The sequence below is a fragment of the Streptomyces sp. NPDC001219 genome (assembly GCF_053597915.1).
The window spans coordinates 1-23525 of the sequence record NZ_JBSFJF010000089.1 but is presented as its reverse complement, the minus strand read 5'-3'; the positions used below and the strand labels follow the sequence as shown (position 1 = coordinate 23525).

Here is a 23525-nt window from a genome sequence, read left to right as displayed (position 1 = left end):
CGGGGCGACCCTCCGCCTTGCGATCGCACGCACCAGACGCCGCGGGGCCGCCCTTCGGGCGAACGACGGGAGTTTGACGACAGGTCCTAGGCGCGGTAGAGCGCCTCGATGTCCTCCGCGAAGTCCTTCGCCACCACGTTCCGCTTGAGCTTCAGCGACGGGGTGACATGGCCCGACTCCTCGGTGAACTGGGTCGGCAGGATACGGAACTTGCGCACCGACTCGGCCTTGGAGACCGCCTCGTTGCCGTCGTCGACCGCGCGCTGCACGGCGGCCAGCAGCTCCGGGTCCTCCGCGAGCTGAGCCGGCGTCACCCCGGCCGGGTGGCCGTGCTCCTCGGCCCAGCGGGGCAGGAACTCCTCGTCGAGGGTGACCAGCGCGCCGATGAACGGCCGGCCGTCGCCGACGACCATGCACTCGGCGATCAGGGCGTGCGCCCGGATACGGTCCTCGATCACGGCGGGGGCGACGTTCTTGCCGCCCGCGGTGACGAGGATCTCCTTCTTGCGGCCGGTGATGGCGAGGTAGCCGTCCTCGTCGAGGGTGCCGAGGTCGCCGGTGTGGAACCAGCCGTCGGACAGCGCCTCCTTGGTGGCCGACGGGTTGTTCCAGTACTCGGTGAAGAGGTGCTCGCCGTGCAGCAGCACCTCGCCGTCGTCGGCGATCCGGACGACCGAGCCGGGCAGCGGCTGGCCGACGCTGCCGATCTTCTGCCGGTCCCAGGGGTTGAAGGCGGTCGCCGCACAGGACTCCGTCAGGCCGTAGCCCTCCAGGACGGTGAAGCCGATCCCGCGGTAGAAGTGGCCCAGGCGCTCGCCGAGCGGGGCGCCGCCGGAGATGGCGTGGGTGGCGCGGCCGCCGAGCACGGCGCGCAGCTTGCCGAAGACCAGCCGGTCGAAGACCTTGTACTGCAGCTTCAGGCCGAACGACGGGCCGCCCGGGGTGTCCAGCGCGCGGCTGTAGGCGATCGCGACGTCCGCCGCCTTGTCGAAGATCTTGCCCTTGCCGTCGGCCTGCGCCTTGGCCCGCGCCGAGTTGTAGACCTTCTCGAAGACCCGGGGCACGCCCAGGACCAGCTTCGGCCGGAACGAGGCGAGGTCGTCGGTGAGGTTCTTGATGTCGGGGGCGTGGCCCAGCTTGATGGGCGCCATCACCGCGGCGACCTGCACCAGCCGGCCGAAGACGTGCGCGATGGGGAGGAACAGCAGCACCGAGGACTCGCCGGTACGGAACAGCGGCCGCAGCCGCTCGACGATGTTGCCGCACTCGGCGAAGAAGCTGCGGTGGCTGAGCACACAGCCCTTGGGGCGGCCGGTGGTGCCGGAGGTGTAGACGATGGTGGCCGGCGAGTCCGCGTCGGCGAGCGCGCTGCGCGCCTCCACCTCGTCGTCGGAGATCCCGTCCCCCGCGGCCTGGAGCCGGGCGATGGCGTCCCGTTCGATCTGCCAGATGTTCTCCAGCTCGGGCAGCCGGTCGCGCACCGACTCGACGGTGGCCTCGTGGGAGGGGGACTCCACCAGGCAGGCCACCGCGCCGGAGTCGCCGAGAATCCACTGGATCTGCTCGGCGGAACTGGTCTCGTACACCGGGACGGTGATCGCGCCGGCGCTCCAGATGGCGAAGTCCAGCAGCGTCCACTCGTAGCGGGTGCGCGACATGAGCCCGACCCGGTCGCCGGGCTGGACCCCGGAGGCGATCAGGCCTTTGGCGGCGGCGCGGACCTCGGCGAGGAAGGTGGCGGCGGTGACGTCCTGCCACACTCCGTTCACCTTGCGTCCCATGACCGCAACATCAGGGTGCTGCGCGGCATTTCGGCGGATGAGATCCGTCAGATTCCCGTCCGCGGGGACCTCGTACAGGGCCGGAAGGCTGAACTCGCGCAAGACTGCTGCTCCTCAAAAGCGCCGGCGCCACGACGCTGTGTGTTGCACCGGCGGCGGTCCATGATCGTGCAAGGGGGAGTGGACTGCCCGGACGTTACCCATCGGTATCGCGGTTGGGATAGAGGGGAGCGGCCAGATGTTCGATGCGTCACACGCTGCGGGACACGCCATGGGGACTGACCCGCGCAGACTAGACCAATGGGTCGGTGACCCGAAAGTAACCCCAGGTCCGGGGCCCCCTCCCGGCGCCCGGCGCGGGCGCTCTAGGGTGACGCCATGCGTGTGCATGTGGTCAGTGACGTACACGGCAACAGCCGGGACCTCGCGGCGGCCGGAGCCGGTGCCGATGCCCTGGTCTGCCTCGGTGACCTGGTTCTCTTCCTCGACTATGCCGACCACTCGCGCGGCATCTTCCCCGACCTCTTCGGCGCCGCGAACGCGAGCGCCCTGGTCGAACTCCGCACCGCCCGCCGCTTCGAGGAGGCCCGCGCACTGGGCCGCCGGCTCTGGGGCGAACTCGACCGGGCGGGCGTGAGCCGGGATTCCGCCATCGAGGAGGCGGTCCGCCGGCAGTACGCCGAACTCTTCGCCGCCTTCCCGACCCCCACGTACGCCACCTACGGCAACGTCGACATCCCGCGCCTGTGGCCCGAGTACGCCGCACCCGGCACCACCGTCCTGGACGGCCAGCGGGTGGAGATCGGCGGCCGGGTCTTCGGATTCGTCGGCGGCGGCCTGACCACCCCCATGCGCACGCCCTACGAGATCAGCGACGAGGAGTACGCCGCCAAGATCGAGGCGGTCGGCGAGGTGGACGTGCTGTGCACCCACATCCCGCCCGACGTCCCCGAGCTCTGCTACGACACGGTCGCCCGCCGCTTCGAACGCGGCAGCGCCGCCCTGCTGCACGCCATCCGCACCACCCGGCCCCGCTACGCCCTCTTCGGTCATGTGCACCAGCCGCTGGCCCGCCGGGCCCGGATCGACGGCACGGAATGCGTCAATGTCGGCCACTTCAACGCGACCGGGACGCCCTATGTCCTGGAGTGGTGAGCCCGGACACCCCTGGCCCGGGCGGCCCCGGGAGCGCACCCGGCGGCCCTCCCGCCCCGGCCCTCCCCGGCCTGCTGGTGTCCGTCCGCGGTATCCCGCGCGGTAGCCTCGGAGCCGGTAGCAGCGCAGACACCGGGTAACGGGGTCTCCCCCCGCTCGGAGCCGAGAGCTCGGGGAAGAGTCGGCGGACCGGAACGAATCGGCATGGAGGAGTCACGGCGATGGCCGAACACACCAGCTCGAGCATCACGATCGAGGCGGCACCCGCCGAAGTGATGGCGGTGATCGCCGACTTTGACCGCTACCCGGAGTGGACCGGAGAGGTCAAGGAGGCAGAGGTGCTCGCCAAGGACGACCACGGCCGCGCCGAGCAGGTGCGCCTGCTGCTGGACGCCGGAGCGATCAAGGACGACCACACCCTCGCCTACACCTGGACCGGGGAGAACGAGGTCAGCTGGTCCCTGGTCAAGTCCCAGATGCTGCGCGCCCTCGACGGCTCCTACCGCCTCGCCGCGCTCGGCGGCGGCGCGCACACCGAGGTGACCTACCAGCTCACCGTCGACGTCAAGATCCCGATGCTCGGCATGATCAAGCGCAAGGCCGAGAAGGTCATCATCGACCGTGCGCTGGCCGGGCTGAAGAAGCGCGTCGAGAGCGGCCACGACGGCCCGCAGACGCCCGCCGACGAGGCCAAGAAGCTCTGAGCGTGCGCATCGTCCTCGTCACGGGCACCGGCGGCGCGGGCCGCACCACGCTCGCCGCCGCGACCGCCCTGGCCGGTGCCCGCCGGGGCGAGCGGGCCCTGCTGCTCACCACCGGGAGCAGCGCACCGGAAACGGTGCTGGGCACCCCCCTCGGTGCCGACACCCCCACCCCGATAGCCCCCGGTCTGCACGCCCGCCGCATCGACCCCGGCGACCGCTTCCGCCAGGAGTTCCTCGCCTTCCAGGAGCGCGCCGGCGCCGCCCTCGACCTGCTCGGCGCCGCCCCCCTCGACGAGGACGAACTCACCGAACTCCCCGGCTCCGAGGACTTCGCGCTGCTGCACGCGCTGCACGCCGAACGCGTCTCGGACGACTGGGACCTCGTCGTCGTCGACATGCCCTCGGCCGACGAGGCCGTCCGGCTGCTCGCCCTGCCCGCCCAGGTGCGCCGCTATCTGCGCCGGCTGCTGCCGCCCGAGCGGCAGGCGGCCCGTGCACTGCGCCCGGTCCTCGCCCAGCTCGCCGGCGTCCCGATGCCGGCGCAGAAGCTGTACGACGCCGCCGAGCGCTGGGAGACCGAACTCGCCGCCGTCCAGCGGACGATCGACGACCCCGGCACCTCCGTACGCCTGGTCACCGAAGCCGGCCCGGTCGCCGCCGCCACGCTCCGCACCCTCCGCGCCGGGCTCGCCCTGCACGGCCGCCGCACCGACGGCGTGATCGTCAACCGGCTGCTGCCCACCGGCTCGGCCGACCCGTTCCTCGCCGCGCTCTCCGGCAGCCAGCAGAGCGTCCTCAAGGCGCTGCGCGAGGAGTTCCCCGACCTCCCCGTCCATGAGGTGCCGCACCTGGGCCGCGACCCCCAGGGCGTCGACGAACTCGGTGAGTTGACCGGTGGACCGGCCGCCGGGACCGCCGCGGCCGGACCCGCCGACGGGCCGCACCCCGACCCCTGGACCGTCGAGGACCGGCTGGCCACCGACGGCATCCTGGTCTGGCGGGTGCCGCTGCCCGGCGCCGAACGCCGGGGCCTGGGCCTGGTGCGCCGCGGCGACGAGATCGTGGTCACCGTCGGCCGCTTCCGGCGGATTCGGACGCTCCCCTCCGCGCTGCGCCGCTGCACCGTCTCCGGCGCCGGACTCCGCGACGGAGCCCTGGAGATCCGCTTCACGCCCGATCCGGATCTGTGGCCCAAGAGCGACTGAACGCGCTACCACCGTTCGGGTAACGTCGGGGGTGGGCCCCGCCCCGACGTGCCCGTCCCGCACAGCTTCGCCGTACCGCCTCGCCGCAGGAGTCACGGAGTTCCTCATGAGTGATGCCACCGAGCGCCCCGCCGACCGCAGGGCCGAGCCCGATGCCGACGCCTGGGCGACCGCCTGCGCCGAGGACCTCGCGGCCGAGAAGTCCCGGCACCGCGCCGCCCACGGCCCGCAGCAGGGCAGCGCCGCCGAGGAGCTGCGCAAGCTCGCCGAGGCGGTGACCGACAAGCTCGCCGGTATCCAGCTGCCCGGCGCACTGGGCGGGATCGCCGCGCAGGGTGCCGTCAACCAGCTGTTCAAGCAGGCCAAGGCGGCCGTCGAGCCGGTCATCGAGCGCAACCCCGACATCTTCGACCACCTCGCAGCGGCCGGCTCCGAGCTGCTCGCCGCCTACCGCTCCGCCGTCGAGGGCAGCGAGCGCCGCTGGACCCGTGACGAGGGCGACGTCCGCCCCGAGAGCCGTGCGGACGATCCGCGCGACGACGACGGCCCCACGGGCACCGAGCGGATCGACCTCGACTGAGCTGAGCACCGCCCGGTGTCCTGAGCACGGCCCGGTGGACGGGAGGTGTCCCCGTCCCTCCGGTCCGAAGAACGCGGGCGGCACCCCCGCCTCCGGTACGGTGGGTCCCGGCGGGGTTCGAGCGAAAAACTGAGGGACACATGGGACTCACCATCGGCGTCGACATCGGCGGCACGAAGATCGCGGCCGGCGTGGTCGACGAAGAGGGCTCGATCCTTGAGACGTGCAAGGTGCCGACTCCGCAGGCCACCGACGCCCTGACCGAGGCCATCGCGGAAGCGGTGCGCACCGTCGGCGCGGGCCATCACGTCGAGGCCGTCGGTATCGGCGCCGCCGGTTACGTCGACGAGAAGCGGGCCACGGTCCTGTTCGCCCCGAACATCGACTGGCGCCACGAGCCGCTCAAGGACAAGGTCGAACAGCGCGTCGGCCTCCCGGTGGTCGTCGAGAACGACGCCAACGCCGCGGCCTGGGGCGAGTACCGCTTCGGCGCCGGCCAGGGCCACAGCGACGTCATCTGCATCACCCTCGGCACCGGCCTCGGCGGCGGCATCATCATCGGCAACAAGCTGCGCCGCGGCCGCTTCGGCGTCGCCGCCGAGTTCGGGCACATCCGGGTCGTCCCCGACGGCCTGATGTGCGGCTGCGGCAACCAGGGCTGCTGGGAGCAGTACGCCTCCGGCCGTGCCCTGCTGCGCTACGCCCGCCAGCGTGCCTTCGCCACCCCCGAGAACGCCCAGATCCTGCTGTCGCTCGGCGACGGCACCTCCGAGGGCATCCAGGGCCCGCACGTGAGCGAGGCGGCCCGCCAGGGCGACCCGGTCGCCATCGACTCGTTCCGTGAACTGGCCCGCTGGGCCGGCGCCGGACTCGCCGACCTCGCCTCGCTCTTCGACCCGTCCGCCTTCATCGTCGGCGGCGGCGTCTCCGACGAGGGCGAACTGGTCCTGGGCCCGATCCGCAAGTCCTTCCGCCGCTGGCTGGTCGGCAACCAGTGGCGGCCGCACGCCCAGGTGCTCGCCGCCCAGCTCGGCGGCAAGGCCGGTCTGGTCGGCGCGGCCGACCTGGCGCGCCAGGGCTGACACCACCGGGCGCCCGGCGCCCGCGTATCCGTACGGCACCGTCCGTCGCGCCCCGGAGGGGGAGCGGCGGGCGGTGCTCTATCTTGGCCGCGTGACCCTCCCGGTGAGAGGACCTGCCGCCGTGATCTCGCTCCCCGCCTCCGCCACCGAACCCGGCCCCGCCGCCGGGGAGTCAGGACGCGGCGGTGCGGCCGTGATCCGGGTGCTCAGCTACAACATCCGCTCGCTGCGCGACGACCGCGCGGCGCTGGCCCGGGTGATCCGGGCCTGCGCGCCCGACCTCGTGCTGATCCAGGAGGCGCCGCGGTTCTTCCGCTGGCGCAAGGCCGCCGAGCGGCTGGCCCGCGCGGCCGGCCTGGTCTACGTCACCGGCGGCGGCACGACCGCGGGCCCGATGATCCTGTCCACCCTGCGCGCCCATGTGGAGCGCACGGAGGAGGTGCTGCTGCCCCGCACCCCCGGACTGCACCAGCGCGGTCTGGCCCTCGCCGTGGTCCGGATCGGCGGGGCCCGGCTCGGTGTGCTCAGCTGCCATCTCAGCCTCGCCGACCGGGAGCGCTACCAGCAGGCCGGGCTGCTGCTGGAGCGGCTGGCCGCGCTGGAGGTGCCGTACGCCGTCGCCGGGGGCGACCTCAACGACCGGCCGGGGGGCCGCAGCTTCCGGCGGCTGGCGGGCGCGCTCACGGACGCCTGGGCGGCCAAGCCGTGGGGCGGGGAGTTCACCTCCACGCCCCACGACCCGCATCAGCGGATCGACGCGATCTTCACCACGGAGGGCGTGGAGGTCCTGGGCTGCGGGGTGCCGCACGGGCTGGCGGGGGTGGCGGAGTCCGACCTCCGGGCCGCCACGGACCATCTGCCGGTGCTGGCCGCGCTGCGGGTGCCGGCCACGGACTGACTCACACCACGGCGCCGCTGCCCGGCAGGTCGTCGTCCTCGTCGTCGTCCTTCATCCGGGCCACGAGCGTGCCGAAGCCGCCGAGGAAGCCGCCGACGCCCAGGACCGTGATCCACCACGTCACCGGCTGCTGGAGCAGCACCATGGCCACCAGCAGCAGCGGGCCGCCGATCACCGCGAGCCAGGCGAACCTGGCGGTGACGTCGGTCTGCGGCAGCGGGGGCGGCTCGGGCGGGGTGAAGTGGCCCTCGTCGGTCGCGTCGAAGTCGTCGTCGGAGGCCTCGGCGGCGTCCCAGTCACGGGGGCCGACACCCGGTGCGAAGACCACGAAGCTGCCCGGACGCGCGGCGTCGCCCGTGCCGTCCCCGGCGTCCTTGCCGTCCTTGCCCGGCGCCCCGGCCGCCCCGTCTTTGCCCGACGTCTCGGAGGGCGCGGCGGCGTCCGGCTTCCCGGCCGGCCCGTCCCCGCTCTCCCCGTCGTCCGCCGGGAACGACGGCTGCTCGCCGTAGCCCGCGACGATCTCGGCCCAGGCGGCCTCTTCGTCCAGCGGGTCCCGGGGATCGCGGGGGCTACGCTCCGCCACGGGCCGCCGTCCCCTCCTGCGCCGCGTCCGTCCCTGCCTCCGGCGCGAGCCGGGAGATGAACGCGAAGGTGTCCCGGAAGATCTGCTCGGCGTCGTGGTCGAGCGTCGCGACGTGGTAGCTGCGCTCCAGCAGCGTCTGCCGCACGTCCGTGGAGGAGACCCGGGCCAGCACCCGCTCGGAGTCCGCCGCCGGTACGACATGGTCCTGCGGGCTGGTCATCACCAGCAACGGCTGGGTGACGCCCGGGAGTTCGGAGTCGACCTGCTGGAAGAACCGGCGCAGCGAGTGCGCGGCGTGCAGCGGCACCCGGTCGTAGCCGACCTCCTCGGCACCGGGCCGGGCGATGTCGCTGACCACGCCCTTGGTGGTCCGGACGAGATACCGCAGCACCGGGAGCAGCGGCGCGGCCGGGTCATGGACCTTGTTGCCCGGGTTGACCACCGCGACCCCGCTGACCGCGTCGCCGTGCTTGGCGGCCAGCCGCAGCGCCAGCGCACCGCCCATGGACAGTCCGCAGACGAAGACCTTGGAGCAGCGCTCGGTCAGCGCGCGCAGCTCCCGGTCGACCTCGGCGTACCAGTCCTGCCACGTGGTGAGCTGCATGTCCTGCCAGCGGGTGCCGTGACCGGGCAGCAGCGGGAGGGCGACGGTGAGTCCCCGGTCGGCCAGATATTCGGCCCAGGGGCGTACGGACTGGGGGGAGCCGGTGAAGCCGTGGCACACGAGGACGCCGACCTCTCCGCCGTCACGGCGGAACGGCTCGGCTCCGGGAAGGAGCGGCACCGGGGGACTCCGATCGATGAGGGGGCCTGGCGAGTTACCTCAGGGTACGCAAAGTGACGGCAAGCGGATAGGTCCGACGGCCGCCACGGCGCGAGTGCGCCGCCGGGGCAGGTTAAGGTCTTTGCGTCACACACAGGAGGCAGTCGGTTGATCTACGGCGCAATGAAGTTTTCCCTCGGCGGGTCGCTGAAGCTTGCCTTCAGGCCCTGGGTGGAAGGCATCGAGAACATCCCCGCCGAGGGTCCGGCGATCCTCGCGAGCAACCACCTGTCCTTCTCGGACTCCTTCTTCCTGCCCGCGGTACTCGACCGCAAGGTCACCTTCATCGCCAAGTCCGAGTACTTCACCTCGCCGGGCGTGAAGGGCAAGCTGACCGCCGCGTTCTTCAAGGGCGTGGGCCAGCTGCCGGTCGACCGCTCGGGTGCCCGCGGCGCGGGCGAGGCGGCGATCAAGAGCGGCATCGAGGTGCTGGAGCGCGGTGAGCTGTTCGGCATCTACCCGGAGGGCACCCGCTCCCCGGACGGCCGGCTCTACCGCGGCAAGCCGGGCGGACTGGCCCGGGTGGCGCTGGCCACCGGGGCGCCGGTCATCCCCGTGGCGATGATCGACACCGAGAAGGTACAGCCTCCGGGCAAGATCGTGCCGAAGATGATCCGGCCGGGCATCCGTATCGGCAAGCCGCTGGACTTCACCCGCTATCAGGGCATGGAGGGCGACCGCTTCATCCTGCGGTCGGTCACCGACGAGGTCATGTACGAGATCATGAAGCTGTCCGGCCAGGAGTATGTGGACATCTACGCGACCGCGGCCAAGCGGCAGCTGGCGGACGCGGCGAAGGCCGAGGCGAAGCAGCAGAGCGAGGCGGAGCAGGCCAAGAAGGCGGCCGCCGAATAGACGGGCAGGGCCGAGGCCGGGCGCGGGGGCGCCCGGCGAGAGGTGGGGGCCGGCAATGAGGGATACGGACATACCGACCGTGCGCGGCCTGGCCGCCAGGCACCGGAGCAAGCCGCCGAAGGTGGTGCGGATGTCCGTCGAGCTGCCGCTGTGGCGCGCGCTCACCGGCTACCGGATTCTGACCCTCGGCTACGTCCTGTGCCTGGTCGCGCTCTCGTACCCGCAGTACGCGCGACCGCTGGGCGCCGCCGCCTACATGGGCGCGCTCACCCTGTGGATGGTGTTCACCTGGCGCCGGACGACGTCCGCCGAGCGCTGCACCCGGCACTTCCTCCTCGCCGACCTCGGCTTCGCGGTCGGCGGCATCCTGCTCACGCCGCTGATCGACACGCAGGCCCGCATCATGGACGGCGCTCCGACGCTGCCCTCCATCTGGACGGCGGGCGCCGTGCTGGGCTTCGCGATCAAGGGCGGCTGGCGCTGGGCCGCGGTCGCGTCCAGCGCCGTGGCGGTGGCCAACCTCGTCGAGCGCCAGGAGCTGGCCCGCGACACCGTGCACAACGTGGTGCTGGTCTGGGTGGCCAGCGTCGCCATCGGCTATGTCGTCGAGGTGGCGCGGGCCAGTGAGCGCACCCTCGCCCGTGCGCTGCAGATAGAGGCCGCCACCCGGGAGCGGGAGCGGCTGGCCCGTGACATCCACGACAGCGTGCTCCAGGTCCTGGCCATGGTGCAGCGGCGCGGTGCCGCGATCGGCGGCGAGGCGGCCGAGCTGGGCCGGATGGCGGGGGAGCAGGAGGTCGCGCTGCGGACCCTGGTCGCCGGCGGACTGGTGCCGCCGCGCGGAGCCCGGCCGGGCGGCGCGGAGCAGACCGTGCCGCACCCGGCCGGTGCGGGCGCCGCGGACGACGCGGCTGCCGCCGCACCGGCCGTCGTGGCCGTACCGGCGCCGGAGCCGGACGAGGACGGGCCGTGCGACGTGCGGGCGTTGCTCGCGCCGTTCGCGGGTGCCGGGGTCACGTTCTCCGAGCCCGGCGCCCCGGTCGGGCTGCCGGCCGCCGCGGCGGCCGAGTTGGCGGCCGCTGTCAGTGCCGCGTTGGACAATGTCCGGGTGCACGCGGGTGACGGGGCCCGCGCATGGATTCTGGTGGAGGACGAACCGCATGCGGTGATCGTGACGGTCCGCGACGACGGCCCCGGCATCCCCGAGGGCCGGCTCGCGGACGCCGAGCGCGAGGGCCGGCTGGGCGTGGCGCTGTCCATCCGCGGCCGGCTGCGGGACCTGGGCGGCACCGCGGCGTGGGTCTCGGTCCCCGGCCAGGGCACGGAAGTGGAGTTGACGGTCCCCAAGGGCACGGCGCCCGAGGGCGGATGACGGGGGAAGGCGAGAGAGTGAGTGTGCGCAGCACGGAGCGGGTCCGCACCGCGCGGGGCGGGGTGCGGGCATGAGTGAGCAGAGGGCCCTGAAGGTCATGGTGGTCGACGACCACCCGATGTGGCGGGACGCGGTCGCGCGGGACCTGGCCGAGGCCGGGTTCGACGTGGTGGCGACGGCCGGCGACGGTCTCCAGGCGGTGCGCAGGGCGCAGGCCGCCTCGCCCGACGTCCTCGTCCTGGACCTCAATCTGCCGGGGCTGCCCGGCGTCCGGGTGTGCCAGGAACTGGTCGGCGCCCGTCCGGCGCTGCGGGTGCTGGTGCTCTCCGCCAGCGGGGAGCACGCCGATGTCCTGGAGGCGGTCAAGTCCGGCGCGACCGGCTATCTGCTGAAGTCGGCCAGCACGGAGGAGCTGCTGGACGCGGTGCGGCGGACGGCCGCCGGTGACGCGGTGTTCACCCCGGGCCTGGCGGGTCTGGTGCTCGGTGAGTACCGCCGGCTGGCGACCGAGCCGGCCCCCGCGGCGCCGGACGAGCCGGGCGCCCCGCGGCTGACGGACCGGGAGACCGAGGTGCTGCGGCTGGTCGCCAAGGGACTCTCGTACAAGCAGATCGCCGAACGCCTGGTCATCTCGCACCGCACGGTCCAGAACCACGTCCAGAACACCCTCGGCAAGCTCCAGTTGCACAACCGCGTGGAGCTGGTGCGGTACGCGATCGAGCGCGGTCTCGACGAGGGCTGACCGGCGCGGGCCCCGGCCGCCCGGACGGCGGACCGGCGCGGTCCGCCCGTACGGGTGAACGCCTCGGCCCAACTCCCGGACAAATCACCGACATCACCGTTTGTCCCATCCCTGAGTGACCCAGATCACCATTAGCGTGACCGGGGTCGGAGCGAACACGGCCGAGTGCGCGGCCACGGACGGGATGTAGGTGAAGCAGCGATGCGGGTCGGAGTACTGACCGGCGGCGGCGACTGCCCGGGTCTGAACGCGGTGATCAGGGGCATCGTCCGCAAGGGCACCCAGGAGTACGGATACGAGTTCGTCGGCTTCCGGGACGGCTGGCGCGGGCCGATGGAGGGCGACACGGTGCCGCTGGACATCCCGGCGGTGCGCGGCATCCTGCCGCGCGGCGGCACCGTCCTCGGCTCCTCGCGGACCAACCCCTTCAAGGAGAACGACGGCGTCCGCCGGATCAGGGAGACGCTCGCCAAGCACGAGATCGAGGCGCTGATCGCGATCGGCGGCGAGGACACCCTCGGCGTCGCCGCCCGGCTCTCCGACGAGCACGCCGTCCCCTGCGTCGGCGTCCCCAAGACCATCGACAACGACCTGTCGGCCACGGACTACACCTTCGGATTCGACACCGCCGTCGGCGTCGCCACCGAAGCCATCGACCGGCTGCACACCACCGCCGAGTCCCATATGCGGGTACTGGTCGTCGAGGTGATGGGCCGGCACGCCGGCTGGATCGCGCTGCACTCCGGCCTGGCCGGCGGCGCGAACGTCATCCTCATCCCGGAGCAGCGCTTCGACATCGAGCAGGTCTGCCGGTGGATCGAGTCCCGCTTCAAGGTCCGCTACGCCCCGATCGTGGTCGTCGCCGAGGGCGCGATGCCCAAGGACGGGCAGATGGTGCTCAAGGACGACTCCACGGACTCCTTCGGGCACGTCCGGCTGTCCGGGGTGGGGGAGTGGCTGGCCAAGGAGATCGAGTCGCGCACCGGCAAGGAGGCGCGGACCACGGTCCTCGGGCACACCCAGCGCGGCGGCACACCCAGCGCCTTCGACCGCTGGCTGGCCACCCGCTTCGGGCTGCACGCCATCGACGCGGTGCGCGACCGCGACTTCGGGAAGATGGTCGCGCTGCGCGGTACGGACATCGTCCGGGTGCCGATCGCGGACGCCACCGCCAGGCTGAAGACCGTCGATCCGGCGCTCTACGCCGAGGCCGGGGTGTTCTTCGGCTGAGCCCGCGGCGCCGCTCCCGTTGCCGTCCGCGCTCCGGGCGGCACCGCCGGGCGAGGGGCCGTATATTCGCCCTACGCGACATATCCGGCCCCTCGCTCATGGGCGGGAGACCCTGAACCGGAACGAAGACCGGGAGAACTCGTGGAGATCGTCGCCTTCGGTGTGCAGGCGGACGAGCGGCCGTTCCTGGAGAAGGCCTTCGCCGGCCGCCACCAGGTCCGCAGTCTGGACGTCTTCCTCAACCGCGACACGGCCCCCATCGCCCGCGGCTACGAGATCGTCAGCTCCAGCGTCAACGCCGACCTGGGCGCCGACGTCCTGCAGACCCTCGCGGCCGGCGGGACGAAGATGATCGCCCAGCGCTCCACGGGCTTCAACAACATCGACCTGGAGGCCGCGGCCGACCTCGGGCTGAGCATCGGCCGCGTCGCCTTCTACTCACCCCACTCCGTCGCCGAGTTCGCCTGGGCGCTGGCCCTGGCCGTCAACCGGCGGATCGTCCGGGCCATTCACCGCACCCGCAACTTCGACTTCCGGCTGGACGGCCTGATGGGCCGCGACCTGCGCGGGCGGACGGCCGGGGTGCTCGGCACCGGCAAGATCGGCGAGGCCTTCACCCGGATCGCCCACGGCTTCGGCATGAACCTGCTGGGCTGGGACCTCGCCCAGAACCCGCGCTGTGTCGCACTCGGCATGAAGTACGTCGCCAAGGAGCGGCTGTTCGCCGAGTCGGACCTGGTCAGCCTGCACCTCCCGCTGGTCGACGGCACCCGGCACCTCGTCGACGCCGCCGCGCTGGCCGCGATGAAGGACGACGCGATCCTGCTCAACACCAGCCGCGGCGGGCTGGTCGACACCGCGGCCCTCGTCGAGACGCTCAAGGACGGCCGGCTCACCGGCGTCGGCCTGGACGTCTACGAGGAGGAGGCCGCGTTCTTCTTCTTCGACAAGTCCCTGGACATCATCAGCGACGACACCCTCGCCCGCCTGATGACCTTCGCGAACGTCCTGGTCACCTCGCACCAGGCGTACTTCACCGAGGACGCGGTCGGCCAGATCACCGCGGCCACCGTGGCCAACGTCGAGGACTACCTGGCCCATCGCACCAACGAGAACATGCTGGTCACACGAGGACAGCTGCCAGCAGCTGCGCCGTGACCGAGGCCCCGTCCAGGGTCAGCACCGACTCCGGGTGGAACTGCACCCCCGCGAAGCCCGGACCGCGCAGCGCATGCACCTCTCCGGTGGCCGCGTCCCGGCTCAACTCCACGCGGTGCATCGCGAGTTCGGCGGCGGTGGTGTCATCGCAGCGGGCCGTGAAGGTGTTGTAGAAGCCGACCGTCTCCTCGCGCCCGAAGAACTCGATCCGCTCCTGCGCGCCCTGGAAGGGCACCTCCTTGCGCACGATCTCCAACCCCAGCTCGGCGGCGAGGAGTTCGTGCCCCAGGCACACCCCCAGCACCCCGTGGCGGTGCCCGGCGACCAGCTCGGCGGTCAGCGACCGCAGAAAGCGCATCTTCGGGTCGGCGGCGTCGGACGGGTCGCCCGGTCCCGGGCCCAGCACGACCGGCCCCCGGTGCGCACGGGCCGCGGCCCGCAGCCCCGGCTCGTCGTAGCGGCGCACGCTGACGGTCAGCCCCGAGGTCCGCAGCAGATGCGCCAGCATCGCGGTGAAGGTGTCCTCCGCGTCGACGACCAGGGCGTGCCCGCTCAGCTCGGCGGTGGGCGCGGTGGTCTGCATCCGCAGCCAGAACGGCGCCAGACCGGACCGGCGGGCGTCCAGCGCGGCCCGCACCCGCGGATCGTCGGCCAGCCGCGGCGGACGCCCCCCGTCAGCGGGCCGCGCCGGCGCCTCCCGCACGCCCAGCGCGGTGAGCACCCCCGCCGCCTTCGCATGCGTCTCGGCGACCTCGGCGTACGGGTCGGAGGCGCGCACCAGCGTGGCGCCGACCGGCACCCGCAGCCGCCCCCCGGCGTCGATGTCGGCGGTCCGGATCAGGATCGGCGAGTCCAGCGTCTGCGCGCCCCCGGCGTCCCGCCCGATCAGCGCCAGCGCCCCCGCGTAGTAGCCGCGCCCCCGGCCGTCGGCGTCCACCGGCTCGTGCCGCTCGATCACCCGGCACGCGTTCTGCACCGGCGACCCGGTGACCGTCGCCGCGAACATCGTCTCCCTGAGCACCTCGCGGACATCGAGGGTGGACCGGCCGCGCAGCTCGTACTCGGTGTGCGCGAGATGCGCCATCTCCTTGAGCCGGGGCCCGATCACCACACCCCCCTTGTCGCCGACGGTGCACATCATCTTCAGCTCCTCGTCCACCACCATGGACAGTTCCTCGGCCTCCTTGCGGTCGTCGAGGAACGCCAGCAGGCTCTCGGCGGTGGGCCCGCCCTCCGGGTAGCGGTAGGTGCCGCTGATCGGATTCATCACGACCGTCCCGCCCACCCGCGCTCCGTCGCCCCCGGCCGGCAGCGTCTCGCGCTCGTCCCGCCCGCCCGTCATCCGCACATGCACCTCGGGGCTGGCGCCGACCAGTGTGCGCACCCCGGGGCGGTGCACCACGTACGTCCAGTACGCGCCGCGCTCACCGGCCAGCAGCCGCCGGAACAGCGCCAGCGCGTCGGCCGCCGAGAAGTCCGCGATCTCGCCCTCGAAGGTCCGGCGGATGACGAAGTTCGCGCCCTCACCGGTGCCGATCTCGTCCCGCACCACCCGCTCCACGATCCCGGCGTAGGCGTCGTCGTCCACGTCGAACGCCCCGTCCGTCACCCGCACGTCATGGGCGGGCAGCGCCGCCAGCATCTCGTCCAGGGGCACCTCGGCGGTCTCCCGGGGACGCAGCACGGCCAGCGGGGTGCCGTCGTCGTGCGCCCGGAAGCCGCGCTCGCGGATCTGCCGGAACGGGATCAGGGCGAGCGCGTCGGTCACCGGCGCCCCGGGCACCCCGTCGCCCAGCGGGATGTCGGCCAGCCGCTCGACCTCGGTCACCTCGCCGGTCAGCACCTCGACGACGGGGGACGCGGCCTCCCGCCCCGGGGTACGGCGGTGCAGCAGGGCGAACGGTGGGCAGGCGGGGTCGAGCAGCCGCTCGACGAGCGCGGCGGCGTCGGTGCGGGCGGGGGGCTCGCGGTGCATGGCGGGGGTTCCTTCCAGGAGGGGAGGAACGGCCGCCGGAAAAGGCTGAAGGCCGCCCCTCGGGCGGCCTTCGCGGAGTGTGGGATGTGCGCGCGAAATCAGTGGGCCGCCGGATGAGCGGTCCACCACCAGTTCCTGTTCATGGACGGTCGCGTGCACATGGGGGGCACCCTACCGGACCGTGGGGGTGCCGGGTGTCTCACAGTCCGGATGCCCGGACGGACACCCTCGCGGGACCCCGTAATGTGGGGCTTGTGACCGTGAACGCTGAAACCCACGCCGGTGGCAACACCTGGCGAGACCTGCCCGCGGCGCAGCAGCCTGAATGGCCGGACCAAGAGGCTCTGCGCGATGTGATCGCGGAGCTCGAGTCCTATCCGCCGCTCGTCTTCGCGGGCGAGTGCGACCAGCTGCGCGAGCGCCTGGGAGCCGTCGCCCGTGGTGAGGCGTTCCTGCTTCAGGGCGGCGACTGCGCGGAGGCCTTCGACGCCGTATCCGCCGAGCACATCCGTAACAAGCTCAAGACCCTGCTCCAGATGGGCGCCGTCCTGACCTACGCCGGGTCCGTCCCGGTGGTCAAGGTCGGCCGGATCGCCGGCCAGTACAGCAAGCCGCGCTCCAAGCCCACCGAGACGCGCGACGGCGTGACCCTGCCGACCTACCGCGGCGACTCCGTCAACGGCTTCGAGTTCACCGAGGCGTCCCGCATCCCGGACCCGCAGCGGCTGAAGCGGATGTACCACGCCTCCGCGGCGACGCTGAACCTCGTGCGCGCCTTCACCACGGGCGGCTACGCCGACCTGCGGCAGGTGCACGCCTGGAACCAGGACTTCGTGAAGTCCTCGCCCGCCGGGCAGCGCTACGAGGACCTGGCGCGCGAGATCGACCGTGCGATGAACTTCATGAACGCCTGCGGGGTCAACCCGGAGGAGTTCCGCACCGTCGAGTTCTACGCCTCCCACGAGGCGCTGGTCCTCGACTACGAGTCGTCGCTGACCCGGGTCGACTCGCGCACCGGCAACCTCTACGACGTCTCGGGCCACATGCTGTGGATCGGCGAGCGTACCCGTCAGCTGGACGGTGCGCACATCGAGTTCGCCTCGCGCGTGCGCAACCCCATCGGCGTCAAGCTCGGTCCGACGACCACCGCCCAGGACGCGCTGACGCTCATCGAGCGCCTCGACCCGGAGCGGGAGCCGGGCCGGCTGACCTTCATCACCCGCATGGGAGCGGACAAGATCCGCGACAAGCTCCCCGAGCTGGTCGAGAAGGTCACCGCCTCCGGAGCGCAGGTCGCCTGGATCTGCGACCCGATGCACGGCAACACCTTCGAGGCCGCCTCCGGTCACAAGACCCGGCGCTTCGACGACGTGCTGGACGAGGTCAAGGGCTTCTTCGAGGTCCACAAGAACCTCGGCACGCACCCGGGCGGCATCCACGTCGAGCTCACCGGTGACGACGTCACCGAGTGCGTGGGCGGCGGCGACGAGATCTTCGTCGACGACCTGCACCAGCGCTACGAGACCGCCTGCGACCCGCGGCTCAACCGCAGCCAGTCGCTCGACCTGGCGTTCCTGGTGGCGGAGATGTACCGCGACCAGTAGGACAGCCGGCGGCTGACCTGCACCGACGGTCAGGGCCACGACAGAGGTGGGGCGCGGATCATGTGATCCGCGCCCCACCGCGTTGTGCCGCCCCTGCCGGGCCAGGTAAGGTAAGGGTTACCTCACTGAAGATCAGCCGGATCGGTGGGGCATCCCACCGGAGGTGAAACCGCGTGTACGTCTGCTCTTGCTTCGGGATCACCGAGCAGCAGGTCCGCGACCACGCGGACTCGGGCGCCTGCACGCCCCGCCAGATCGCCTCCGCCTGCAAGGCCGGCACCGACTGCGGCGGCTGTGTACGCCGTATCCAGTCGCTGCTCGGCCGGGGGGACTGCCCCCGCCGCGAACTCATCGACAGCGGTGCGCCCGAGCCGCTGGGCGCGGAGGCGGACGCCGTGGCGCCCGCGGTGCTCTCGGAGGCCGCCTAGCCCCCAGGGGTGCGGGTGATCTCCCCGTGCCGCCCGGGCCGTTGCGGAGGCCGGGCATCCGGCCGCCCGCTCAGCTCGGCTGCTCGATGACCTGGGCGAGGTAGAGCGCCTCCCCGAGCTTCTCGATCAGTTCCAGCTGGGTGTCGAGATAGTCGATGTGGTGCTCCTCGTCCGCGAGGATGTCCTCGAAGATGTTCGCCGAGGTGATGTCGCCCTTGGTACGCATCACCTCGATACCGCGCTTGAGCCGGTCGATGGCCTCGACCTCGATCTGCCGGTCGGCCTGGAACATCTCGGTGACGCTCTGGCCGACCCGCACATGGAACAGCCGCTGGTAATTCGGCAGACCGTCGAGGAAGAGAATCCGGTCCGTGAGGATCTCCGCGTGCTTCATCTCGTCGAAGGACTCGGAGCGGGTGTACTTCGCGAGCTTGGTCCAGCCGAAGTTCTCCTGCATCTTGGCGTGCAGGAAGTACTGGTTGATCGCGGTCAGCTCGGCGGTCAGCTGCTCGTTGAGGAATTCAATGACCTCGGGGTCGCCCTGCATGGCTGCGGGCTCCTTCCACGCGAGAACTGGGCAGGTGCCGCGCATCCTCGCACCGCGCGGAGCGGGGCGTCCAGTAAGTGCATGCTTAGTACGAGTTGCCCGAATCCCTCCCGTCCCTGGTCATCGGCACCCCTTCCGGTCTGACACCATGGAGGGCATGGGTCAGCCGGAAAGCCGCGAAGAGGAGCCTCCTGAGCTGCCTCCGGGGCAGCGGCTCCAGCGGGGCTGGCCGGTGACCCATTACGGGCCGGTGCCGAAGTTCCGCGCCGAACGCTGGGAGTTCCGGGCATTCGGCGCCACCGCCGACGACGCGAAGCACTGCTGGTCACTCGACGAATTCACGGCCCTGCCGTACACCACGGTCGTCGCGGATATGCATTGCGTGACGAAATTCAGCATGCTGGGAGCCGAATGGGGCGGGGTGCACACCCGGACCATCCTGGACCTGGCGCCGCCGGCACCCGATGTCACCCATGTCATGGTGTGGGCCGAGTACGGATTCAGTTCCAATCTGCGGATCGAGGATTTCGCCGCGGAGAAGTGCCTCTTCGCCACCCATCGCTCCGGTGAAGTCCTCACCGCGGAGCACGGATTCCCGGTCCGGCTGATCGTGCCCCATCTGTACGCCTGGAAAGGGCCCAAATGGGTCCGCGGCATCGAATACATGCGGGCCGACCGCCGCGGCTTCTGGGAGGAACGCGGCTACCACAACCTGGGCGACCCGTGGCGGGAGCAGCGCTACTCGTACCAGGAAGAACCCGGCGACGGCCCCGAGCTCTGACCGGCCCGGCCGGCGGACACCGCGCTCAGTGGTGGTACCGGTGCGCCACCGCGTGCCCCTTGCCGCGGCCGATCATCCACTTGTTCACCGGTGTGGTCACCACGAACGCGAGCACCAGCGACGCCGCCAGCACGCCCCAGAAGAGCGGGTCCGAGAGCTGGGCGTCCATGGCGCGCGGCCAGAGCGCGATCACCCCGTTGTCGATCAGCTCCATCACCGCGATGGAGAGCGTGTCCGCGGCGAGCGCGACCCGCAGCGCCGCCCCGAAGCCGACGCCCGCCGCCAGGACACCGCGCAGCGTGAGGGCGTAGCCGAAGACGAAGGCCAGCACGATCGCCAGGACCATCGTCGGGACGTTGTGCCAGCCCAGCGCCGTACCGATCACCATGCCCAGGACCTCGCCGAGGGCGCATCCGGTCAGACAGTGCAGGGTCGCCCTGGCCGCCGGCGCCCAGCCGGCCGGACCGGGGGCGGCGCGGGTGCCGGCCCCGGGCGGGGCGCCGGGCGCGGCCGTGCGCTGCTCGTGCGGTACGTGCTCCATGGCAGACCCCCAACGCGAGGCAGTGGTCCCTTCCCGGCCACAAGAACCGGGTACCCCCTCGGAGGATTCCCGCACGGGGGTACCGGCAGACTCAGGGCGCGCGCAGCTCCTTGAGCCGGGCCACGTCCGCGGCATGGCCCTCCTTGCCGCCCGGCGTCTCGACGACCAGCGGCACCCCGTCCGTCGCCGGATGGACGAACAGCTCGGCGAACGGCTCCGCACCGAGGTGACCCGCGCCGATGTTCTCGTGCCGGTCCTTGTGGGCGCCGGCCACGTCCTTGGAGTCATTGGCGTGGATCAGCTTCAGCCGGCCCTCGCCGGTGACCTCCACCAGCTCGTCCAGCAGCGCCTTCATCCCGCCCGGCGCCGCCATGTCGTGCCCGGCGGCGAACGCGTGGCAGGTGTCGAGGCAGACCCCCAGTCTGGGGTGCCGGTCCAGCGCGTCGAAGTACGGCCCGAGGTCCTCGGCCAGCGCACACAGCGACGCGCCCTGCCCGGCCGTCGGCTCCAGCAGCAGCCACGGATCGTCCGGGTGCGTCAGCTCCTCCAGCAGCGGCCGCATCCGCTCCCTGACCTGCGCCAGCGCCGTCGCACGCGGCCGTCCGCCGGTCGCCGAACCGGTGTGCACCACCACCCCGCGCGCACCGATCTCCCGGCCGCGGCGCAGCGAGTGGCGCAGCGACGCCACGGACTTCTCGACCGTCGCCTCGGTGTGCGAACCGAAGTTGATCAGATACGGCGCATGGACATACGCCGGCATCCCGTACCGGGCACAGGCCGCCCGGAACTCCTCGTCCTGGGCGGGGTCGCCGGGGGCCGTCGCCCAGCCGCGCGGATTGGCCACGAAGACCTGGACGACCTCGTCGCCCATCTCACGGGCGTACGGAATGCCGGTCTTCGCCAGACCGCCGGCCACCGGCACATGGCCGCCGACCGGATTACGGGCACGGGCGCGCTGCTCGGCGCCCTTCGGGGAGGGGGAGGTACTCACCCTCCCAGGGTGCCAGGTGTGCCACGACCGCCGTCCCCCGGACGGCGGCCCGCCGCATCAGCGGGCTACAGCCCGCCCTTCATCTTGATGGTGATCGTGCCGCCCTTGGGCGCCTTCTTGCCCGGCTCCACCGACTGCGACTCGACCTCGTCCTTCGGGAAGAAGAACGGCTTGTCCACCTCGACCTGGAAGCCGAGATCCGTCAGCTGCTTCTTGGCGTCCTCTTCGTTCTTGCCGCTGACATCCGGGACCGGGACCATCTCCGGGCCCTTGGAGAGCGTGAGGGTGACCGTCTCGCCCTTGCCCAGCTTCCCGCCCTCGGCCGGCGTCTGCCGGGCGATGGTGCCCTTGTCCTGGGTGGAGTGCACCGGCTCGGCGGCGAAGCGCACCTTCAGGCCCGCCTCCCGCAGCGTCTCCACGGCGTCCGCCCGCTCGCTGCCGAGCACACCGGGCATCTCGACCTCGGCGCCCCGGCTGATGGTCAGCGCCACCGCCGTGTCGGGCCGCCGCCTGGCGCCCGCCGCCGGGTCCGTGCCGATCACCGAGCCCCTGGCGACCTCGTCGCTGAACGTCCGGCTCTCGGTGCCGGGGATCAGCCCGCGGTCGCGCAGCCTGCGCTTGGCGTCGGCGACCGGGGTGCCCGACAGGTCCGGGACGGTGACGATGTCCGGGCCCCGGGAGACGGTGATCGTGACCGTGCCCGTACCCCGGATCTGCTTGCCGTTGGCCGGGTCCGTCTTCATCACACGGCCGCGCTCCACGTTCGAGCTGAAGCCGCGCACCACCTTCACGCCCAGCCCCTCGTCCCGCAGCGTCCGCTCGGCCTTGGCCTGCGGCATGTCCAGCACCGCGGGGACGGCGGTGAACTGGCCGTAGTTGATGTACCAGACGCCGGTGCCCGCCCCGAGGAGCAGCAGCACCGCCGCGATGATCGTGGCCAGCTTGTGGCGCTGGAGCAGCCCGCCGCGGGCCGGCGCCTCCGGTGCCGGCACCGGACGCAGCCGGGTCGTCTGCTCCGACGGCGGCACCTCCAGCCGGCTGGTCCGGTTCAGCTCCGCTCCGTCCGTCCCCGGCAGCAGCGGCTGTACGCCCTCGGTGCGGGGTATCACGTCCGTCGGCTCCGACCCCTCGCCGAGGCCGCCGGCGGGCACCTCCCGGGCCTGCGGCGGCACGACGTCCAGCTGGGCGTCGGTCAGCTGCGCACGGGCCTCCTGCGCCCGGGACAGCAGCGCCACCGCGTCCTGCGGGCGCAGCTGCGGATCGCGGGCGCAGGCCAGCGCGACCAGCTCGTCCAGCTGTGGCGCGAGACCGGGCACCAGCCCCGACGGCGGCAGCACGTCCTCGTGCAGATGCTGGTAGAGGACCTGCGCCACGGAGCCGCCGTTGTGCGGCTTGCCGCCGGTCAGCATCTCGTAGAGCACCACACCGCAGGCGTAGACATCGACCCGGGCGTCGGCCGTGCCGTGCTCCATCTGCTCGGGCGCGAGATACGAGACGGTGCCCAGCACCGAGCCGGTCGAGGCGGTGGTGTGCGTGTCCACCGCGCGCACCAGCCCGAAGTCGGCGACCTTCACCCGGCCGTCGTCCCCGATCAGGACGTTCTCCGGCTTCATGTCGCGGTGCACCAGCCCCGCGCGGTGCGCGGCGCCCAGTGCGGCCAGGATCGGCTCCAGGATGTCCAGCGCGGCCCGCGGCTGGAGCGCGCCCCGCTCCCGCAGCACGTCGCGCAGCGTGCAGCCGGCGACGTACTCCATCGCCAGGTAGACGTACGTGCCGTCCGTGCCCTGGTCGAAGACGCCCACCACATTCGGGTGCGACAGCCGCGCGACCGACTTCGCCTCGCGGATGAAGCGGTCGACGAACGCCGCGTCCGTCGCGAGGGTCGGGTGCATCACCTTCAGCGCGAGCAGCCGGTCCAGCCGGGTGTCCGTCGCCTGGTACACCGTGGCCATACCGCCGGCGGCGATGCGCGCCTGGACGCGGTAGCGGCCGTCGAGCAGCTGGCCCACGAGCGGGTCCTGAAGGGTCGTATCCACGGCAGTCGAGTGTATGGCCCTTTCACTGCGTTTTGCTTCCCGGCCCACGTTGTCGGCTGTCCCGCCGTGGGGGCCTTTCGCCGTTTCGGGTCCGCTGCGCGGGGCGTGGGTGCGGGTGGTGTTTGCCTGTTCCTCGCCGTTGCGCCTGCGGCGGGCGGGTGGGTTGTGGGTGCGGTGACGGGCCTCCGGGGCAGGGTTTCCGGACTGCTTCGCTTTACGTCCGGAAACCCTGCCCCTCCGGCCCGCCCCCTCCCGTGGGAGGAGTGAGTGCGGGTGGGTGGGGGCGTGCGTCCGTGGGGTGTGTCACTCCTGCTGCGCGAGGAGCACCGGACCACCGGCATACGCCCCCACTCACCGTCTTTCCCATCCACCCACGGGAGGGGACGGGTCGGAGCGGGTGGGGTGTGCCGGACGTAAAGCGAAGCAGTCCGGCCCCCCCCCCCCCCCCAGGCCC

23 protein-coding genes are annotated in these 23525 nt (G+C 72.3%); 14 read left to right on the top strand and 9 right to left on the bottom strand.

The genetic code is table 11. The features are described 5' to 3' along the window. Positions 1–86: 86 nt before the first annotated feature. Positions 87–1883, bottom strand: a complete 1797-nt coding sequence (locus ACWC9R_RS33385; protein WP_450737208.1) for an AMP-dependent synthetase/ligase — start codon at positions 1881–1883, stop codon at positions 87–89. A gap of 276 nt (positions 1884–2159) precedes the next feature. Here ACWC9R_RS33385 and ACWC9R_RS33380 point away from each other — a divergent pair, with 276 nt between their 5' ends. From ACWC9R_RS33380 to ACWC9R_RS33355, 6 genes are all read left to right on the top strand, one after another. Beyond that, positions 2160–2936 carry a metallophosphoesterase family protein gene (locus ACWC9R_RS33380; RefSeq protein WP_362611851.1) on the top strand — a complete coding sequence of 259 codons (777 nt, stop codon included), beginning with the start codon at positions 2160–2162 and terminating at the stop codon, positions 2934–2936. A gap of 221 nt (positions 2937–3157) precedes the next feature. Next, positions 3158–3640 (top strand): SRPBCC family protein, encoded by a 483-nt coding sequence (locus ACWC9R_RS33375; protein WP_450737207.1) that lies wholly within the window; start codon positions 3158–3160, stop codon positions 3638–3640. A gap of 2 nt (positions 3641–3642) precedes the next feature. Further along, positions 3643–4845, top strand: coding sequence for an ArsA family ATPase (locus ACWC9R_RS33370; protein WP_450737205.1), 1203 nt, complete (start codon positions 3643–3645; stop codon positions 4843–4845). A 106-nt stretch (positions 4846–4951) separates the two neighbouring features. Continuing rightward, positions 4952–5425, top strand: a complete 474-nt coding sequence (locus ACWC9R_RS33365; RefSeq protein WP_450737204.1) for a DUF5304 domain-containing protein — start codon at positions 4952–4954, stop codon at positions 5423–5425. Positions 5426–5565: 140 nt separating this feature from the next. Beyond that, the gene (locus ACWC9R_RS33360) at positions 5566–6507 is read left to right on the top strand and encodes an ROK family glucokinase (protein ID WP_362611842.1); all 942 of its coding nucleotides are present in this window, start codon (positions 5566–5568) and stop codon (positions 6505–6507) included. A 121-nt stretch (positions 6508–6628) separates the two neighbouring features. Beyond that, on the top strand, positions 6629–7405 hold the full coding sequence (locus ACWC9R_RS33355) for an endonuclease/exonuclease/phosphatase family protein (RefSeq protein ID WP_450737202.1): 777 nt from the start codon (positions 6629–6631) through the stop codon (positions 7403–7405). A 1-nt stretch (position 7406) separates the two neighbouring features. Here the strand turns inward: ACWC9R_RS33355 and ACWC9R_RS33350 are convergent, their stop codons facing one another. Together ACWC9R_RS33350 and ACWC9R_RS33345 are read right to left on the bottom strand one after the other, a co-directional pair. Continuing rightward, positions 7407–7988 carry a hypothetical protein gene (locus ACWC9R_RS33350; RefSeq protein ID WP_450737201.1) on the bottom strand — a complete coding sequence of 194 codons (582 nt, stop codon included), beginning with the start codon at positions 7986–7988 and terminating at the stop codon, positions 7407–7409. After that, on the bottom strand, positions 7975–8772 hold the full coding sequence (locus ACWC9R_RS33345; protein ID WP_450737200.1) for an alpha/beta hydrolase: 798 nt from the start codon (positions 8770–8772) through the stop codon (positions 7975–7977). The genes ACWC9R_RS33350 and ACWC9R_RS33345 overlap by 14 nt, the downstream gene beginning before the upstream one ends. Positions 8773–8934: 162 nt before the next feature. Here ACWC9R_RS33345 and ACWC9R_RS33340 point away from each other — a divergent pair, with 162 nt between their 5' ends. From ACWC9R_RS33340 to ACWC9R_RS33320, 5 genes are all read left to right on the top strand, one after another. Next, positions 8935–9666, top strand: a complete 732-nt coding sequence (locus tag ACWC9R_RS33340) for a lysophospholipid acyltransferase family protein (RefSeq protein WP_450737199.1) — start codon at positions 8935–8937, stop codon at positions 9664–9666. 55 nt (positions 9667–9721) lie between these two features. Then, positions 9722–11038 (top strand): MacS family sensor histidine kinase, encoded by a 1317-nt coding sequence (gene macS / locus ACWC9R_RS33335; RefSeq protein ID WP_450737197.1) that lies wholly within the window; start codon positions 9722–9724, stop codon positions 11036–11038. 70 nt (positions 11039–11108) lie between these two features. Beyond that, positions 11109–11780, top strand: a complete 672-nt coding sequence (locus ACWC9R_RS33330) for a response regulator (RefSeq protein ID WP_450737196.1) — start codon at positions 11109–11111, stop codon at positions 11778–11780. A 201-nt stretch (positions 11781–11981) separates the two neighbouring features. Beyond that, positions 11982–13010: a 6-phosphofructokinase gene (locus ACWC9R_RS33325; protein WP_393366955.1), complete on the top strand. Its 1029-nt coding sequence runs from the start codon at positions 11982–11984 to the stop codon at positions 13008–13010. 141 nt (positions 13011–13151) lie between these two features. Continuing rightward, complete coding sequence (locus ACWC9R_RS33320) at positions 13152–14168, top strand: 2-hydroxyacid dehydrogenase (protein ID WP_450737195.1); 1017 nt, start codon at positions 13152–13154, stop codon at positions 14166–14168. Here the strand turns inward: ACWC9R_RS33320 and ACWC9R_RS33315 are convergent. Both ACWC9R_RS33315 and ACWC9R_RS33310 read right to left on the bottom strand, forming a co-directional pair. Continuing rightward, positions 14134–16143 (bottom strand): anthranilate synthase family protein, encoded by a 2010-nt coding sequence (locus tag ACWC9R_RS33315; protein WP_450737194.1) that lies wholly within the window; start codon positions 16141–16143, stop codon positions 14134–14136. The genes ACWC9R_RS33320 and ACWC9R_RS33315 overlap by 35 nt on opposite strands. A gap of 98 nt (positions 16144–16241) precedes the next feature. Further along, positions 16242–16286, bottom strand: coding sequence for a trp operon leader peptide (locus tag ACWC9R_RS33310; protein ID WP_450737210.1), 45 nt, complete (start codon positions 16284–16286; stop codon positions 16242–16244). Positions 16287–16403: 117 nt separating this feature from the next. Here ACWC9R_RS33310 and ACWC9R_RS33305 point away from each other — a divergent pair, with 117 nt between their 5' ends. After that, positions 16404–17747 carry a class II 3-deoxy-7-phosphoheptulonate synthase gene (locus ACWC9R_RS33305; protein ID WP_362611827.1) on the top strand — a complete coding sequence of 448 codons (1344 nt, stop codon included), beginning with the start codon at positions 16404–16406 and terminating at the stop codon, positions 17745–17747. A 173-nt stretch (positions 17748–17920) separates the two neighbouring features. After that, a complete protein-coding gene (locus tag ACWC9R_RS33300; protein WP_450737192.1) occupies positions 17921–18175 on the top strand; it encodes a (2Fe-2S)-binding protein in 255 nt (84 codons plus the stop codon). A gap of 70 nt (positions 18176–18245) precedes the next feature. Here the strand turns inward: ACWC9R_RS33300 and bfr are convergent, their stop codons facing one another. Further along, on the bottom strand, positions 18246–18722 hold the full coding sequence (gene bfr / locus ACWC9R_RS33295) for a bacterioferritin (protein ID WP_450737190.1): 477 nt from the start codon (positions 18720–18722) through the stop codon (positions 18246–18248). 157 nt (positions 18723–18879) lie between these two features. Here bfr and ACWC9R_RS33290 point away from each other — a divergent pair, with 157 nt between their 5' ends. After that, on the top strand, positions 18880–19503 hold the full coding sequence (locus ACWC9R_RS33290; RefSeq protein WP_362611821.1) for a sulfite oxidase-like oxidoreductase: 624 nt from the start codon (positions 18880–18882) through the stop codon (positions 19501–19503). A 25-nt stretch (positions 19504–19528) separates the two neighbouring features. Here the strand turns inward: ACWC9R_RS33290 and ACWC9R_RS33285 are convergent, their stop codons facing one another. The 3 genes from ACWC9R_RS33285 to pknB all read right to left on the bottom strand — a co-directional run bounded on the left by ACWC9R_RS33285 (position 19529) and on the right by pknB (position 23071). Continuing rightward, positions 19529–20044, bottom strand: a complete 516-nt coding sequence (locus tag ACWC9R_RS33285) for a DUF4396 domain-containing protein (protein WP_450737188.1) — start codon at positions 20042–20044, stop codon at positions 19529–19531. Between the two features lie 91 nt (positions 20045–20135). Then, positions 20136–21035 carry a deoxyribonuclease IV gene (locus ACWC9R_RS33280; protein ID WP_450737187.1) on the bottom strand — a complete coding sequence of 300 codons (900 nt, stop codon included), beginning with the start codon at positions 21033–21035 and terminating at the stop codon, positions 20136–20138. A 65-nt stretch (positions 21036–21100) separates the two neighbouring features. Next, on the bottom strand, positions 21101–23071 hold the full coding sequence (gene pknB / locus ACWC9R_RS33275) for a Stk1 family PASTA domain-containing Ser/Thr kinase (protein WP_450737185.1): 1971 nt from the start codon (positions 23069–23071) through the stop codon (positions 21101–21103). Positions 23072–23525: the final 454 nt, after the last annotated feature.

Bases quoted from the DNA above. Each gene is read 5' to 3' on its own strand.
- ACWC9R_RS33380 (WP_362611851.1), top strand. From the start codon at position 2,160: ATGCGTGTGCATGTGGTCAGTGACGTACACGGCAACAGCCGGGACCTC.
- ACWC9R_RS33375 (WP_450737207.1), top strand. From the start codon at position 3,158: ATGGCCGAACACACCAGCTCGAGCATCACGATCGAGGCGGCACCCGCC.
- ACWC9R_RS33365 (WP_450737204.1), top strand. From the start codon at position 4,952: ATGAGTGATGCCACCGAGCGCCCCGCCGACCGCAGGGCCGAGCCCGAT.
- ACWC9R_RS33360 (WP_362611842.1), top strand. From the start codon at position 5,566: ATGGGACTCACCATCGGCGTCGACATCGGCGGCACGAAGATCGCGGCC.
- ACWC9R_RS33340 (WP_450737199.1), top strand. From the start codon at position 8,935: ATGAAGTTTTCCCTCGGCGGGTCGCTGAAGCTTGCCTTCAGGCCCTGG.
- macS (WP_450737197.1), top strand. From the start codon at position 9,722: ATGAGGGATACGGACATACCGACCGTGCGCGGCCTGGCCGCCAGGCAC.
- ACWC9R_RS33330 (WP_450737196.1), top strand. From the start codon at position 11,109: ATGAGTGAGCAGAGGGCCCTGAAGGTCATGGTGGTCGACGACCACCCG.
- ACWC9R_RS33325 (WP_393366955.1), top strand. From the start codon at position 11,982: ATGCGGGTCGGAGTACTGACCGGCGGCGGCGACTGCCCGGGTCTGAAC.
- ACWC9R_RS33315 (WP_450737194.1), bottom strand. From the start codon at position 16,143: ATGCACCGCGAGCCCCCCGCCCGCACCGACGCCGCCGCGCTCGTCGAG.
- bfr (WP_450737190.1), bottom strand. From the start codon at position 18,722: ATGCAGGGCGACCCCGAGGTCATTGAATTCCTCAACGAGCAGCTGACC.
- ACWC9R_RS33290 (WP_362611821.1), top strand. From the start codon at position 18,880: ATGGGTCAGCCGGAAAGCCGCGAAGAGGAGCCTCCTGAGCTGCCTCCG.
- ACWC9R_RS33285 (WP_450737188.1), bottom strand. From the start codon at position 20,044: ATGGAGCACGTACCGCACGAGCAGCGCACGGCCGCGCCCGGCGCCCCG.